Here is a 14,891-nt window from a genome sequence, read left to right on the forward strand (position 1 = left end):
ACAAATAGGTTTGTAATTTTGATGCAAATTTAAAAACCAAAACTAATTTACGCAAGTTTATTTAGACTAAATTTAAATAAAAAACACAAATGTTATTTAACACGTTGACTGACTACAAGTTAAGTAACGTTAAAATTCTTTCAATTTAATTGAAAGAAACAATAAAAGAAAAATTAATGGTAAGCTTTGAAGATCTTAGAGGCTTCATTATAAGCACTTTCAAAAGACATTGCATTTAAATTATTAACCTTTTTAGCTGTTAAATAAGATAATACTTTCTCTGTTGGCATATTACCTGTAAGATCGTCTTTTGCCATAGGACACCCTCCAAAACCTTGGATTGCACCATCAAAACGTTTACAACCTGCCAAATATGCTGCATCTACTTTTTCAAACCACGTATCTGGTGTTGTATGCAGGTGTGCTCCAAACTCGATGTCTTTGTAATGGGGTATTAAATTAGAAAATAAATACTTTATATTTTCTGGATTAGAAGTCCCAACGGTATCACTTAAAGATAAGATTTTAACACCCATTTTGCTTAAACGCTCAGTCCACTCTCCAACAATATCAACATTCCAAGGATCCCCGTAAGGATTACCAAAGCCCATAGATATATAGACAACAACCTCTTTACTAGCTGCATCTGCTTGGTTTAAAATATCTTGAAGTAATACTATAGACTGTGCTATAGTTTTATGCGTATTACGCATTTGAAAATTTTCTGAGATAGAAAATGGATAGCCTAAATAGTCAATTTCGGGATGTTTACAAGCTTCTGCTGCGCCACGAGAATTTGCTACAATAGATAATAATTTACTAGTAGTTTGACTTAAATCCAATTTTGACAAGACCTCTGCTGTATCCACCATTTGCGGAATAGCTTTAGGCGATACAAAGCTACCAAAGTCAATAGTATCAAACCCCACACGAAGTATAGATTGGATATATTGTATTTTTTGTGCTGTAGGTATAAACTGTTTAATGCCTTGCATGGCATCTCTTGGACATTCTATAACTTTAACCTGGTTTGACATTTGTGATTTAAATTCTTGTATAAAAGTAGGTTATTTTTCTGAAAGGAATATAAAAATAGCAATCCCAATAAAGACTACAATCTGTAACCACTTTAAAACCAACCCAATATTTTTACTTTGTTTTAAATAATCAGAAATATATCCTGCTAAAATGGCTATCAAAGCAAATACAATAAATGAAGTCGCCATAAAAATCAATCCCAAAACATAAAACTGTGTCACCGTGCTTATGGTATCACTATATAAATAAGCTGGAAAAAAAGCCAGAAAGAAAATAGAGACTTTAGGATTTAAAACATTCATGATCACCCCTTGCTTATATAATTGTCCTAAGCTTTTTTTAGGGACAGCCGCACTACCTAATGAGACTTTAGCATCGCTTTTATAGACTTTATAAGCTAAATATAATAAGTACAAAGCACCTAAAGCTTTGATTGCAAAAAACAAAGTATCGCTTTCTTTAATTATTGCCGACACACCAAACGCAACTAACGTGGTATGCAATAAACAACCAGAAATTAAACCACAAACCGTGGCTAATCCATATTTACGACCGTTAGTAATACTTTGCATTAATACGTAAATATTATCTGGACCTGGAGAAAAAGACAAGGCTACAGTAGCAAATATAAAACTAAACAGGATTTCGTAATTCATTTAACGCTTGTTTAAAATAGCTTTATTAATCTTTTTTATTAGACTTGGTCCTTCATAAATAAACCCTGTGTAAATCTGTACCAAATCAGCACCTGCATGTATCTTGTCTAAAGCATCTTGTGCCGAGTGGATACCTCCTACTCCAATAATAGGAAATGCTTTATTGCTTTTATCCGCTAGATACTTGATAACCTTTGTTGATTTTTCTTTAACCGGTTGTCCACTTACACCACCATTACCTATTTCTGCTAAACGTGCTTCAGAAGCTTTTAAATTTGAACGATCTACAGAGGTATTACTTGCAATTACACCATCCAAATTAGTCTCGGCAATTAGCGCAATAATTTCGTCTAATTGTATGTCATTTAAATCTGGAGCTATTTTAAGTAAGATGGGCTTCTGTTTAGCAAAAGTCTTATTAGCCTTTTGAACGGTACCAATTAATTCTAACAAATAATCCTTATCATTTAACTTAGCATGACTCCCCACATTTGGGCAACTTACATTAAGTACAAAATAATCTACGTAGGGATGTAAACCGTTAAAACACTCTAGATAATCTTTGGTATAATCTCCAGGTTTAGTCTGCGTGTTTTTTCCAATATTACCACCGATAATAAGTTTTCCTTTATTTTTTTTAAGCTGAACGATAGCTTGTTCTAAACCTTCGTTATTAAAACCCATTCTGTTAATAATCCCTTGGTCGTCTTTTAATCTAAAGAGACGTTTTTTAGGATTACCTGCTTGGCCTTTTGGAGTCACAGTACCTATCTCAATAAAACCGAAACCAAAGTTTGCTAATTCGTTATACAACACCGCATTTTTATCAAAACCGGCTGCTAATCCTACTGGATTTTTAAAGGTTAAACCGAAAAGCTTACGTTCTAGCTTAGGGTCTTCAATAGTATATAAACGTCTATATAACGATGCCATACTAGGAATCTTAGACGTCACTTTTACTAATGAAAACGTGAAATGATGAATCTTTTCAGGATCGAAACTAAAAAAGAAAGGTCTTAAAAGGGATTTGTACATTGTAATAGGTTTGCACAAAAGTAATTCTAATTAAAAAATTGAGCAATTCAAAAGCTAAAAAACTTAATAATCGTAACTTTGACGTACGGTTAAATAATTTAATTTAGCTTAACCTTTCAAAGGAATACAAAACGTATAAAATCACAACAAAATGATTTCAAAAGAAGATATAATTAAAAGATTTGTAGGTTACGTAACTGTGGATACTGAGTCTGATCCAGCAAGTGACACTACACCAAGTACTGCTAAACAATGGGATTTAGCCAATGCGTTAGTAGAAGAGCTAAAAGCTATTGGTCTAGAAGAGGTCACTATAGATAAGCATGCTTATATAATGGCAACTTTACCTAGTAATGTTGCTCATGACGTACCGACTATTGGTTTTATTTCGCATTTTGATACGACTCCTGATTTCACAGGTGCTAATGTAAAACCACAAATTATTGATAGCTACGACGGTGAAGACATTATTTTAAACAAAGAAGAAAACATTGTATTGTCTCCAGATTATTTTGAAGACTTATTACTATACAAAGGTCAAACATTAATTACAACCGACGGAACAACACTTTTAGGAGCAGATGACAAGGCTGGAATTACAGAGATTATTTCGGCAATGGAATATCTTGTGGCTAATCCACAAATCAAGCACGGAAAAATTAGAGTTGGTTTTACACCTGATGAAGAAATTGGTCGTGGTGCACATAAATTTGATGTCGAAAAATTTGGGGCAGCATGGGCTTACACCATGGATGGTAGTCAGATTGGAGAATTAGAATATGAAAACTTTAATGCTGCAGGCGCGGTTGTAAAAGTAAAAGGAAAAATTGTACACCCTGGTTATGCTAAAGGAAAAATGGTCAATTCCATGTACATCGCTACAGAGTTTATCAACTCGTTACCAAGATTAGAAACACCGGAACATACGGAAGGTTACCAAGGTTTTTTCCACCTATATTCTATGTCTGGAGAAGTTGAAGAAACAGTATTAGAATACATAATTAGAGATCACGATTTAGGTCATTTTGAAGCTAGAAAAGAAATGATGCAAAAGCTAACTGATGAACTTAATGCACAATATGAAAGAGAAGTAGTAACTATCGAGATTAAAGATCAATATTTTAATATGAAAGAAAAAGTGGAACCTGTAATGCACATTGTTGACATTGCAGAAGAAGCTATGAAGCAATTAAATATCAAACCGCTTATCAAAGCCATTCGTGGTGGTACAGATGGATCACAATTAAGCTATATGGGCTTACCTTGTCCAAACATCTTTGCTGGAGGACATAATTTTCATGGTCGTTATGAGTATGTTCCTGTTGAAAGTATGATTAAAGCAACGGAAGTAATTTGTAAAATTTGTGAAATTACAGCAGAGAAAAACAAATAATAATGAAAAAACTATTAGTATTATCGGCTTTGGTTATAAGCTGTATTGCATGCAAAAAAGAGACAAAACACACTAATCCTGTAACAACAGAAACAAGTACTACATCAGAAAAATTAGCAACTATTACAACGGTTGCAGAATTTACTGGCCAACAAGTTACAGGTGTTTCTGTAAGTCAAGCGGGACGTGTATTTGTTAATTTTCCTAGATGGAGACCGACAGTAAAACATTCGGTTACAGAAGTGGTGAATGGCGAATCTATTCCTTTTCCAAATGAAAGTTGGAATAGCTGGACTACTGACACCCCTTTAACAGATACTACTTTTGTTGCAGTACAATCTGTTGTTGTTTCTCAAAACGAATTATTTGTAGTAGATACTAGAAACCCGTTTTTTAAAGGTGTTTTATCTAATCCCAAATTATTTGTTTTCAATTTAGAAAATGATAGTCTAACACAAACGTACACGTTACCAAACGATGTGTTTTTTAAAGATTCATATATCAATGATGTCCGTATCGATCGTAAAAATAAGGTTGCTTACCTTACAGATTCGGGACACGCAGGTTTATTAATTTTGAATTTGGAAAACGGAACATTTAAACGTGTATTAACGGATCATTTTTCTACAACTGCTGAAACGGATCATTTAACTATTAATGGTAAACAATGGGTAAACACCGTACATTCTGACGGTATTGCTTTAAACCAAATAGATGATACATTGTATTTTCATGCATTAACCGGATATACGTTATACGCAGTGTCAACCGCTGTTTTAATTAATGGTACGACGGAAGATATAGAAGCTGCTGTAGAAGTTGTAGATAGAACTGCTGCACCTGACGGAATGATTTTTGACCAATTTGGTAATCTTTACTATGCCGATTTAGAAAACAATGCCATTTTAAAAAGAGATTTAAACGGTAAAACAACAACTATAGCCAAAGGTGATATGGTACGTTGGGCTGATACTTTTAGTATTTATAATGGTGATTTGTACTATACCAATTCACGTATTAACGACATTACGGGACCTATTCCAACCATGACATTTCAGGTTAATAAATTAGCCATAACAGAGTAATTACTTATTTAAGACTATCATTATCAAAACGGATACCACACAAAACAATACCATTGAAGGTTTAGAGGAAGATTATCTTTATGTGCACCCCTCGCAAATACTTGAAGCTGGCAGTGGTTTATTTACGGTTATAGACATATACAAGCATGAGATTATTTCGCTTTTTAAAGGCGAAATAATTGATGTGCTTGAAGCAGACAAAAGAGCAAAACAAAACCACGACCGTTATTTTATTAATTTATTAGATGGAAGTATAATGGATAGCATGCATACCGACTGTTTTGCTAAATATGCAAATGACACTAAAGGGACCTCGAATAGTCCCTTTAAAAACAATGCCAAAATTGGATTAGATGATGATGGCAATGTTTGTATAATAGCAACTAAACGTATAAAATCTGGATCCGAAATTTTTTGTGGTTATGGTAAACCCTATTGGAAAAAGCACCAATGATTTACTACCATTAAAAATAATTAAAATAAACATCTGCAATTGATTTCCCGTAAGGACAAAAAAAATTAAATTTGCAATTCGAAGTAACTAATCATATTATAATTTTGCCCTTTGGAAAATAAAAAAGCAATTACGCTAATAGACCGTATTCTGAAAAACCTAGATGCTACAGGTATTACTTCAGATACATTGATTGATGACATTAAAGAATTAAGAACTTACGCTATAGAGAAAGAAGTGCCTCTTGCTGTAAAAGTACTTCGTTATACTTACGAGCATATTGAAGAGAATGATTCTTTTTTAATAGCTATTCCAGAAGATTCTCCTCTTGAAGAAGATACTGATACTGAGGAAGACACTGAAGAAACAGAAGAAGCTGAAGTTGAAACTGTAGAAATAGATCAAATTGAAAGTCTTAAATATGTGATTTCGCTTATCAGAAACCTTGATAACAGCATGAACATATTAGATTTAAAATATTTCAAAAAAGTATTAACTGAATACTAGGCATAAGCTCTAGTTTTTTTTTAGCCTTTACTTTCTATCTCTAAACAGATAGATAAAACTGTGTGTTATTACTAGCTTTACGCTACTATTATATTCAGATTAGACTATTACGTTAATACATCAAACATAAGCTAGCGTGCGTTGATAAAACCATGCTTACAATAAAAAAAGCCAAAACAGATTTGTTTTGGCTTTTTCTATTTAAAATAAATACGCTTCTGCTTTTAATAAAGATTAAAAGATGTAATGTATCACACCACTTTTATAATTCAGCTAAACAAAACTCAAAAGCAAACTCTAAATTTAATGCATAAAAAAAGCCTTCTTAAATAAGAAGACTTTTACTGTTTCTGTGGGGAGAGCAGGATTCGAACCTGCGAAGACGTAGTCAGCAGATTTACAGTCTGCCCTCGTTGGCCGCTTGAGTATCTCCCCTAAGCTGGCACAAATATATTTAAGTTTTACGTTTAAACAAACAAAAATCTACTGTTTTTATCACATGTTTTTTGTTTGATTGATTTTTAAGTGGTTACAGCACTTTTATTTTCTAATTTATTTCATTCACCCTAATAATAGTAGTAAAATACACCTGTATTCTGACTACTAACTGTGCTAAAACCAACTAAAAAAGCTAGCAAAGTATACTATTTGTAAAAACACATCAAAATCAATAAAGATAACCCGAACTAAAATGATAAAAATTGTATTAATATTGGTAAGCTACAATTTAGTTAGACTATACTTTTAAGACCTCCTCTACTTAAATACAACACTATATCGTCAATTATATAAATGAAACATAGAAAAGAGGTTAAAACAAGCGATAGGCTAAAAAAAACAGCCTTTATTATAATTAAAATAGAAGGACTACAGTATCATAAGTCCAAAATTCACTAAACATAAAAAGGCGACCAAATGGTCGCCTTTTAAATATATTTTAAAGTAATGTTTACTTTTTCAACTCTGCAGCTGGCTTGTTTAACGCTGCGCTCATTTCCATAGAAATGGCAGAACGATCAAACTTAAGCTTTCCGGACATAGTTTCTATAACACAACTATTGTCTTTATCGTTAAGCTCTGCAACTTTACCGTGCATACCGCTTTTAGTAATTACTTTATCACCACGTTTTAATTCCGAAGCAAATGCTTTTTCTTTTTTAGCACGTTTCATCTGTGGTGCAATCATTAAGAAATACACAACAGCAATCATTGCTACTATTGGTAAAATTCCGCTAAGACTCTCCATTATTGAATAACCGGTCCTAAGTTAGTATTTGCACCTTTTGAAGCTGCATTAGGATCTGGAGTAATAAATGCTGTAATTTTTACAGATTCTTTACCTGTAGAAGTGTTAGCAGTAATGTTAATTACTTTAGATGTTTTGTTAGCTCCTTTACCGTTAAATTTAACTGTAAATTTATCAGACTCTCCAACTGCTAATGGTTGTCTTGACCAATCTTGAGGTACTGTACATCCACAAGTACTTTTAATATCTGTAATTACTAAAGGTGCTTCTCCAGTATTAGTGTAAGAAAACACTGTTTCTTGAGGAGTACCTGATACAATCTGACCAAAGTCATGCTCTTTTTTATCAAAAGTAATTACTGGTAATTTGTTAGATTTAGCGTCTCTTTCTGCTGCTGCTGTAACATTGCTTGGATCAATTTTAGCTGCTGCATTTTGCTTACATGATGTTAAGCTGATTAAGCATACTGCACTTAATAGAATCAATACTTTTTTCATAATACTTATTTTAAATTTGTTCAAGTCTAAATGTTTAGACTTCCGTTAGATAATATTTGGTCTGTCAAAAATAATAATATTTTTTTACTACATCAATCCTCGACCAATTTTATTTAGTTTTCCGTCCTCTTGGTACTCTTTTAATATTTTATCTAAAATACCATTGATAAAAATACTACTTTTTGGTGTAGAGTACTCTTTAGAAATCTCTAAATATTCGTTAATTGTGACTTTAGTAGGTATAGATGGAAACTCTTTAAGCTCGCAAATGGCCATTTTTAATAATACCATATCCAAACTTGCAATACGTTCTGTATCCCAATTTTTAGTTTTATCAGAAATCTCTTGACCAATTTTAGTTTGATTTAACAATGTTTTTTTAAACAAGTTAATCGCGTATTGTTTGTCTTCGATATCCTTATATAATTGCGGCGTTAAAAAACGCTCGTCAGAAGACTCCTTGATTTTACGTAACAATTTTAATATTGAAGTATTAACCGTTGGTAAATCATCTAACCACGTTAAGTTTTTATCTTCGATATAATCGTATAGTTTTTCGTTTGGAGCAATAATATCCTTAAACACATCTACAATAAAATCTCTGTCTTCTTTAAAAGTAGAGGTTTTAGTTTGCATGTATTCCTTATACAAATCACTAGCAATAATTGCTTTATAAATAACGTCTACATACTCGTTATCTAATTGCCAATTATTAATATTGTTATTCGCGAAAGCTATTTTTAAAGCCTCGTTATTAGCAATAAGCTGTAATACTTGATTGTTTATAAATTTTTTGTTGGGATTCTTTTCTTCTGGAGTTGCTAAATGCTTCTTTTGAATGGTCTCTAATTGGGTTTTAGATTTTTTATTAACCTCTATCATTAATGACAAAATCATTAAATAAAGGCTATACATGTTATCTATACTGTATAATAAAAATTTTTGATCTTTTGAAAAATCATCACTTTCTGTACCATTAAATGCGTACAATACTTGCATTACTTTAACACGGATATGTCTTCTACTTAGCATATTTACAAAGAACTTTAGATTTCAATTAGTTTGAAATACTTTTTTATATTAATTAAAAAGGGCGAAAGTTTTCACTTCCGCCCTGCAAAAATAGTCTATTTTAGTAATATCTATTGCTGATTTTCTTTTTTTCTAGCTTCAATTCTACCTAAAGCTATGTCTAAGGCTGCTTGATGTGTTGTAACATCATTAGTTTCAGCGTTATTCAAGATTTCCAACGTCGTATTATAAATATTTTCTGTCTTTCTCATTATTTCTTGTTTACCGTAGTTTTCTAACTCAGCATAAACATTAATAATTCCTCCAGCATTAATTAAAAAGTCTGGTGCGTAAACAATTCCTTTTTCTTGTAATATACGACCATGCTTAATCTCGTCTGCTAATTGGTTGTTTGCTGCTCCAGCAATAACTTTAGCTCTGATAGAGTTAACTGTGTTATCGTTAATTGTTGCGCCTAATGCACAAGGTGCGTAGATATCTACATCCTCTGCATATACATTACTTCCTTTATAAATTGAAGCCCCGTACTTTTTGCTTATTGCAGCAAGACGCGCTTCGTTAATATCATCAATAATTACTTTAGCACCATCGTTTGTTAAATGCTCTACTAAAGACTCACCAACATGTCCAATCCCTTGTACAATTACAGTTTTATCTTCTAAAACATCTGTTCCAAACTTATATTTAGCAGCAGCTTTCATTCCCATAAATACACCGTATGCTGTAATTGGAGATGGGTTTCCTGCACCACCTTTGTCTTCAGATATTCCAGTAACATAAGGTGTTACTTCTCTAACTAAATCCATATCTGCAGTTTCCATTCCTACATCTTCTGCAGTAATGTATCTTCCGCTTAAGCTATGCACAAACTCTCCAAAACGCTTCATTAATTCTGGCGTTTTTTGTGTTTTGGCATCACCTATAATAACAGCTTTTCCACCACCTAGGTTTAAACCTGTAATAGCTGACTTAAAAGTCATCCCTCTAGATAAACGTAATACATCATTAAGTGCTTCCCACTCATTAGCATATTGCCACATTCTAGTACCTCCTAATGCAGGTCCTAAAACTGTGTTATGTATTCCAATTATTGCTTTTAATCCTGTATCTTTGTCGTTGCAAAAAACGACTTGTTCGTGATTATCGAAAGATAATTGTCCAAAAACAGGATCTGCTTTTGATAGTTGATTGGTATTGATTAATTCTGAAACCATTTAGTAAACATTTAATTTAATACATAGATATTACATTATTTGTAAAATCAATGCGCGAAATTAGCTTATAATTAATATTAAAACAATAATTAGCATGTTAAAATGTGAAATTGTTAAAAACTTTCTAAAACTACGTTGTCATTTAAATGAAAGAACTACAACATCTTAACAAGTATTTTTACAAATATAAAACACAAATAATAATTGGTGTTTTAATTACTATAGTTTCTAAATTATTTACTGTCTTTGTTCCAAAATTTATTGGTTCAATTATAGATGTAGTCAACGATCAACTACAAAACCCTGAAACTAGTGAAGTCACGTATAAAGCCAAATTACTAAAATACATCTTGTTTTTAGTAGGCTCTGCTGTCTTATCTGGTATACTTACCTTCTGGATGCGTCAAACAATTATTAACGTGTCACGATATATTGAGTTTGATTTAAAAAACGAAATCTATCAACAATACCAAAAACTGTCTCTTAACTTTTATAAGAAAAACAGAACGGGAGATTTAATGAACCGTATTAGCGAGGATGTTGGAAAAGTACGCATGTACGCAGGTCCTGCCATTATGTATAGTATAAACACCTTAACTTTATTTATAGTTGCGCTTGTTTTTATGTTTAAACAAGCCCCTTTATTAACTTTATATACTATTATTCCTTTACCTATTTTGTCTATAATAATTTACAAAATAAGCTCAGAAATACACAAGCGTAGTACCGTTGTACAGCAGTATTTATCTAAATTATCAACGTTTTCTCAAGAAACGTTTAGTGGAATTTCTGTTATAAAAGCCTACGGAATAGAGCCCCAGACATCTGCTAACTTTAATGAGTTATCAGAAACTAGCAAAGAAAAGCAACTTAATCTAGTCAAAATACAAGCTTTATTTTTTCCAATGATGATTTTACTAATAGGATTAAGTAATGTGTTAGTTATTTATATTGGTGGAAAACAATACATGAATGGCGAGATTAGCTTAGGGACCATCTCTGAGTTTATAATGTACGTCAACTTACTAACATGGCCAGTAGCTACTGTAGGTTGGGTAACCTCAATAGTGCAGGAAGCAGAAGCTTCTCAAAAACGTATTAATGAGTTTTTAAAGACAGAACCCGAAATACAAAACAACACACCAACAGCGTCTAACATAAAAGGTGATATTGAGTTTAAACATGTATCCTTTACTTATGACGATACTAATATACAAGCCTTAAAAGATGTTAGCTTTAAAGTTAACTCTGGAGAAACGTTAGCTATTATTGGTAAAACCGGTTCTGGAAAATCTACTATTTTAGATTTAGTTGGACGTCTATATGATGTTAATAAAGGCGAAATTTTAATTGACAATACACCAATCCAAGATTTAAATTTATACAGCCTGCGTGATGCCACAGGTTATGTGCCACAAGACGCCTTTTTGTTTAGTGACAGTATTAATAATAACATCAAGTTTGGAAAAGAAAACGCAACAGATGAGGAGGTTATTGAAGCTGCAAAACTAGCACAAGTACATAAAAACATAGTCAAGTTTAAAAAACAATACAACACTGTTTTAGGAGAACGTGGTATTACTTTATCAGGAGGACAAAAACAACGCGTTTCCATAGCTAGAGCAATTATCAAGAAACCTGAAATCATGCTATTTGACGACTGTTTATCAGCTGTTGACACAGAAACTGAAGAGAAAATTTTAACTAATCTAAAAACGATTACTAAAGACAAAACAACCATAATTGTTAGTCACAGAATTTCTTCTGCTAAAAATGCAGATCAAATAATTGTTTTAGACGATGGACAGATAGTACAATCCGGAACACATAATCAGCTTATTACCGTAGATGGCTATTATAAAGAGTTGTATTTAAAAACAACTAAGTAAAAATATTTGTATTAAAATGTTGTGACATTCAACTTTTTTCTTGATTTTTGAGAGAGAATTAACTAACAACACAAAACTAGTATTATGCATAATAACGAGATGATGGAGAAGGAAGAGATTTTTTCGAAAGTTTTAAGAGCCGGAAGACGAACTTACTTTTTTGATGTAAGAGCGACAAAAGCAGACGATTACTATTTGACGATTACTGAAAGTAAAAAGTTTACAAATGACGACGGATCATTTCATTATAAAAAACATAAGATCTATTTATACAAAGAAGATTTTAACGAGTTTAATGAAATCTTAAAGGAAATGACAGATTATATCATCAACGAAAAAGGAGATGAAGTTATAAGCGAACGTCACCAAAAAGATTTTAAAAGAGAATACGATACACCAAAACCAGAAGCAACTACAGAAGCCATTCCTGTTACTGAAACTACTGAAAACACAACAGGTGCAGAAAGTAGATTTACAGATGTAGATTTTGATGATATCTAATCCATACTAAAATCATAAAAAAAGCCTTTTCTAATTACAGAAAAGGCTTTTTTTATGATTTATTATAAACTAAGAATAGTACTAAGCTTGATATTAAACCAACAAGTCCCGACACTAACCCAAAGCTACTAATTGTAATACAAAACAATAAAAGCATCCAAAAGGGCACTAATGTCAAACAGACCGCAAACCTAAAGGTAGACTCAAATTCTTCTTCTTTAATTTTAGGTTTTATTAGTTTTTTCCAGACAAGTATTGGTAAGCACAATATTGTATACACCATTGGCTTTAAAACGACTTTAAAAACACCTATTTTTACAGGCTGACTGCTACACTCTTCAAAATTAGAAGCAATGCAACGGTTGACCGTTTTAGGATCGGTAAAATCAACTTGACGTTCCGTTAATTTTTGTAACACGATATCATACTTTTCTTCAGGAATCTGAGTCGTCAACTTGGACATTGCATCAAACACATCCGCCTTTATTTGTTTAGTAGCCTCTATTGTATTTAATTGATTGTAATCCGAAGACACTATAGGTTGCCCAAAAACAAGAGCTACACAACTTCCCATTTGTTTAGCTTCTTGATAATTAAACCCTACTGGAATTAAATTAACTGCGGTATTAGGGTGCTTTTCTCTTAACTCTAGTACAATCCTAGTAAATCCTTTACTAAGCGGTCTAACACGTCTAACCAAACTATGACTCCCTTCCGGAAAAACAGTTATAGCCTGATTGTCATGCAATAATCCGACACTAGTACTAAATACTGATTTGTTTTTAGCAATAGTACTCCAACCATCTCGGACACGATATACTGGTAGCATATTAAGACTTTGCAATAGTTTACTAACCAGAGGTTTTTTAAAAACAGCTGCTCGCGTTAAATAATAACAAAACCGTCCAGACTTAGTAGCGATCAACAAGGCATCTAATAGTGCATTTTGGTGATTACCTAAAAATAACACTGGCTGATCTTTAGGTATTGTTTCTTTACCTATTAAACTGATGTTTTTATAATAAAAAAACAATCCAATTTGGATATACAACCTAACACTATGCAACCACAATTTTTTCAAAAATTTATATTTTCTCATTTGATCTCGTCCAAAACGACGCTAGTATTAACCCAGAAATAATATGCCAAATTCCCCAAAAGGCAACCAAAACTGCCATTCCGCCTAAGCCATCAAAAAAAGTAAAGACCAATAACAATCCAAGCCCTGAATTTTGAATTCCGGTTTCGATACTTAACGTTTTTTGATTTTTAAATGACAACCTAAAAGCTTTCGCTACCAAAAATCCCAATAGTAAAGCCACAATATTATGGCTTATTCCGATCGCTAATACGTGATGTATAAAATCAGTAAATACTGTTATATTTTTTGAAAATGCAATAACTATGATGCTAATAAAAATGAAGATAGATACTGGCTTCAAAACTTTAGACAACTGATTAGACCAATTTGGTCGATAATAATTTAATAACATCCCTCCTATTAACGGAATCCCTAAAATTAATGCCATAATTTTAAATATAGCCATAGGTTGCAAAGTTACCGATTTTAATATCGTAGCTGTCGGCGCATATAAATTACCATACAACTGAAAATTAAAAGGCGTAAATACCAACGCTAATACAGACGCAAAAGCGGTTAGACTAATGGACAGCGCGGTATTACCCTTAGACAAGTGGGTTATAAAATTACTAATATTACCACCAGGACATGCTGCCACCATAAACATACCTAGCGCAATACTAGGTTCTGGCTGTATTAAAATGACTAATAAAAAGGTGACTAAAGGTAATAATACAAACTGAGACAGTAAACCTACAAGAATGGGTTTAGGCTGCTTGATTAATTGTTTAAAATCTTGAATATTTATACCTAAAGCTACACCAAACATGACAATAGCTAAGGCAATATTTAAAATAAAAAGACCATTAGAATCAAAGTTGATTTGCGCGTGATCGACCTCTACCATAAACTATGATACCGCAGTACCATTTGGCACTTTACTTTCTGGATTAAGTAAAATAACATCCTTACCATCTACTGCTCCAACTACAAGACAATCACTCATGAATTTAGCAATTTGTTTTCTAGGAAAATTTACTACCGCAACAATTTGCCTATTAAGCAAGGTTTCTTTTGTATACAGAGTTGTTATTTGCGCACTGGTTTTCTTGACACCTAAATCTCCAAAATCAATAGTTAATTGATACGCAGGATTTCTGGCTTCAGGAAAATCGTTCACTTCTAATATGGTACCAATACGTAAATCGACTTTGGCAAAATCGTCAAATTGAATAGTATCACTCATGACTTAGTTAGTTTGTG

At 32.5% G+C, this 14,891-nt stretch carries 16 protein-coding genes and 1 tRNA gene; 6 read left to right on the forward strand and 11 right to left on the reverse strand.

Annotation, left to right across the window (positions count from 1 at the left end; all coding sequences use genetic code 11):
- Positions 1 to 173: 173 nt before the first annotated feature.
- The 3 genes from CXF54_RS06610 to CXF54_RS06620 are packed head-to-tail and all read right to left on the reverse strand — an operon-like array spanning position 174 to position 2,729.
- Entirely contained in the window at positions 174 to 1,037 is an 864-nt protein-coding gene (locus CXF54_RS06610) for a hydroxymethylglutaryl-CoA lyase (RefSeq protein ID WP_101202929.1), read from the reverse strand.
- A 30-nt stretch (positions 1,038 to 1,067) separates the two neighbouring features.
- Positions 1,068 to 1,694: a LysE family translocator gene (locus CXF54_RS06615; RefSeq protein WP_101202930.1), complete on the reverse strand. Its 627-nt coding sequence runs from the start codon at positions 1,692 to 1,694 to the stop codon at positions 1,068 to 1,070.
- On the reverse strand, positions 1,695 to 2,729 hold the full coding sequence (locus tag CXF54_RS06620; RefSeq protein ID WP_101202931.1) for a quinone-dependent dihydroorotate dehydrogenase: 1,035 nt from the start codon (positions 2,727 to 2,729) through the stop codon (positions 1,695 to 1,697).
- A 151-nt stretch (positions 2,730 to 2,880) separates the two neighbouring features.
- On the opposite strand from CXF54_RS06620, the gene pepT reads away from it, so the two are divergent.
- The 4 genes from pepT (at position 2,881) to CXF54_RS06640 (ending at position 6,168) form a co-directional block, all read left to right on the forward strand.
- A complete protein-coding gene (gene pepT / locus CXF54_RS06625; protein WP_101202932.1) occupies positions 2,881 to 4,122 on the forward strand; it encodes a peptidase T in 1,242 nt (413 codons plus the stop codon).
- Positions 4,123 to 4,124: 2 nt separating this feature from the next.
- Positions 4,125 to 5,207: an L-dopachrome tautomerase-related protein gene (locus tag CXF54_RS06630; RefSeq protein ID WP_101202933.1), complete on the forward strand. Its 1,083-nt coding sequence runs from the start codon at positions 4,125 to 4,127 to the stop codon at positions 5,205 to 5,207.
- An 82-nt stretch (positions 5,208 to 5,289) separates the two neighbouring features.
- Complete coding sequence (locus CXF54_RS06635) at positions 5,290 to 5,661, forward strand: SET domain-containing protein-lysine N-methyltransferase (RefSeq protein ID WP_101202934.1); 372 nt, start codon at positions 5,290 to 5,292, stop codon at positions 5,659 to 5,661.
- Between the two features lie 111 nt (positions 5,662 to 5,772).
- Positions 5,773 to 6,168 (forward strand): hypothetical protein, encoded by a 396-nt coding sequence (locus tag CXF54_RS06640; protein WP_101202935.1) that lies wholly within the window; start codon positions 5,773 to 5,775, stop codon positions 6,166 to 6,168.
- A 353-nt stretch (positions 6,169 to 6,521) separates the two neighbouring features.
- Here the strand turns inward: CXF54_RS06640 and CXF54_RS06645 are convergent.
- From CXF54_RS06645 to CXF54_RS06665, 5 genes are all read right to left on the reverse strand, one after another.
- A tRNA-Tyr gene (locus CXF54_RS06645) sits at positions 6,522 to 6,603 on the reverse strand.
- A 514-nt stretch (positions 6,604 to 7,117) separates the two neighbouring features.
- Positions 7,118 to 7,414 (reverse strand): preprotein translocase subunit YajC, encoded by a 297-nt coding sequence (yajC, locus tag CXF54_RS06650; RefSeq protein ID WP_101202936.1) that lies wholly within the window; start codon positions 7,412 to 7,414, stop codon positions 7,118 to 7,120.
- Entirely contained in the window at positions 7,414 to 7,911 is a 498-nt protein-coding gene (locus CXF54_RS06655) for a DUF1573 domain-containing protein (protein WP_090839390.1), read from the reverse strand. The genes yajC and CXF54_RS06655 overlap by 1 nt, the downstream gene beginning before the upstream one ends.
- A gap of 87 nt (positions 7,912 to 7,998) precedes the next feature.
- The gene (gene nusB / locus CXF54_RS06660; RefSeq protein ID WP_232782582.1) at positions 7,999 to 8,943 is read right to left on the reverse strand and encodes a transcription antitermination factor NusB; all 945 of its coding nucleotides are present in this window, start codon (positions 8,941 to 8,943) and stop codon (positions 7,999 to 8,001) included.
- Between the two features lie 110 nt (positions 8,944 to 9,053).
- Positions 9,054 to 10,157 carry a Glu/Leu/Phe/Val family dehydrogenase gene (locus CXF54_RS06665; RefSeq protein ID WP_101202937.1) on the reverse strand — a complete coding sequence of 368 codons (1,104 nt, stop codon included), beginning with the start codon at positions 10,155 to 10,157 and terminating at the stop codon, positions 9,054 to 9,056.
- A gap of 146 nt (positions 10,158 to 10,303) precedes the next feature.
- On the opposite strand from CXF54_RS06665, the gene CXF54_RS06670 reads away from it, so the two are divergent.
- Both CXF54_RS06670 and CXF54_RS06675 read left to right on the forward strand, forming a co-directional pair.
- Positions 10,304 to 12,046 (forward strand): ABC transporter ATP-binding protein, encoded by a 1,743-nt coding sequence (locus tag CXF54_RS06670; RefSeq protein ID WP_101202938.1) that lies wholly within the window; start codon positions 10,304 to 10,306, stop codon positions 12,044 to 12,046.
- Positions 12,047 to 12,130: 84 nt separating this feature from the next.
- Complete coding sequence (locus CXF54_RS06675; protein ID WP_101202939.1) at positions 12,131 to 12,547, forward strand: PUR family DNA/RNA-binding protein; 417 nt, start codon at positions 12,131 to 12,133, stop codon at positions 12,545 to 12,547.
- Positions 12,548 to 12,599: 52 nt separating this feature from the next.
- Here the strand turns inward: CXF54_RS06675 and CXF54_RS06680 are convergent, their stop codons facing one another.
- The 3 genes from CXF54_RS06680 to CXF54_RS06690 are packed head-to-tail and all read right to left on the reverse strand — an operon-like array spanning position 12,600 to position 14,874.
- Positions 12,600 to 13,628, reverse strand: coding sequence for a 1-acyl-sn-glycerol-3-phosphate acyltransferase (locus tag CXF54_RS06680; protein ID WP_232782583.1), 1,029 nt, complete (start codon positions 13,626 to 13,628; stop codon positions 12,600 to 12,602).
- A gap of 4 nt (positions 13,629 to 13,632) precedes the next feature.
- Positions 13,633 to 14,535 carry a bile acid:sodium symporter family protein gene (locus CXF54_RS06685; RefSeq protein WP_101202940.1) on the reverse strand — a complete coding sequence of 301 codons (903 nt, stop codon included), beginning with the start codon at positions 14,533 to 14,535 and terminating at the stop codon, positions 13,633 to 13,635.
- A gap of 3 nt (positions 14,536 to 14,538) precedes the next feature.
- Complete coding sequence (locus CXF54_RS06690; protein ID WP_101202941.1) at positions 14,539 to 14,874, reverse strand: tRNA-binding protein; 336 nt, start codon at positions 14,872 to 14,874, stop codon at positions 14,539 to 14,541.
- Between the last annotated feature and the right edge of the window lie 17 nt (positions 14,875 to 14,891).

The sequence above is a fragment of the Olleya sp. 1-3 genome, assembly GCF_002836085.1.
GTDB classification, from domain to species: Bacteria; Bacteroidota; Bacteroidia; order Flavobacteriales; family Flavobacteriaceae; genus Olleya; species Olleya namhaensis.

Coding starts and splice junctions, on each gene's coding strand:
- CXF54_RS06610 (WP_101202929.1), bottom strand. CDS start 1,037: ATGTCAAACCAGGTTAAAGTTATAGAATGTCCAAGAGATGCCATGCAA.
- CXF54_RS06615 (WP_101202930.1), bottom strand. CDS start 1,694: ATGAATTACGAAATCCTGTTTAGTTTTATATTTGCTACTGTAGCCTTG.
- CXF54_RS06620 (WP_101202931.1), bottom strand. CDS start 2,729: ATGTACAAATCCCTTTTAAGACCTTTCTTTTTTAGTTTCGATCCTGAA.
- pepT (WP_101202932.1), top strand. CDS start 2,881: ATGATTTCAAAAGAAGATATAATTAAAAGATTTGTAGGTTACGTAACT.
- CXF54_RS06630 (WP_101202933.1), top strand. CDS start 4,125: ATGAAAAAACTATTAGTATTATCGGCTTTGGTTATAAGCTGTATTGCA.
- yajC (WP_101202936.1), bottom strand. CDS start 7,414: ATGGAGAGTCTTAGCGGAATTTTACCAATAGTAGCAATGATTGCTGTT.
- CXF54_RS06655 (WP_090839390.1), bottom strand. CDS start 7,911: ATGAAAAAAGTATTGATTCTATTAAGTGCAGTATGCTTAATCAGCTTA.
- nusB (WP_232782582.1), bottom strand. CDS start 8,943: ATGCTAAGTAGAAGACATATCCGTGTTAAAGTAATGCAAGTATTGTAC.
- CXF54_RS06665 (WP_101202937.1), bottom strand. CDS start 10,157: ATGGTTTCAGAATTAATCAATACCAATCAACTATCAAAAGCAGATCCT.
- CXF54_RS06670 (WP_101202938.1), top strand. CDS start 10,304: ATGAAAGAACTACAACATCTTAACAAGTATTTTTACAAATATAAAACA.
- CXF54_RS06675 (WP_101202939.1), top strand. CDS start 12,131: ATGCATAATAACGAGATGATGGAGAAGGAAGAGATTTTTTCGAAAGTT.
- CXF54_RS06685 (WP_101202940.1), bottom strand. CDS start 14,535: ATGGTAGAGGTCGATCACGCGCAAATCAACTTTGATTCTAATGGTCTT.
- CXF54_RS06690 (WP_101202941.1), bottom strand. CDS start 14,874: ATGAGTGATACTATTCAATTTGACGATTTTGCCAAAGTCGATTTACGT.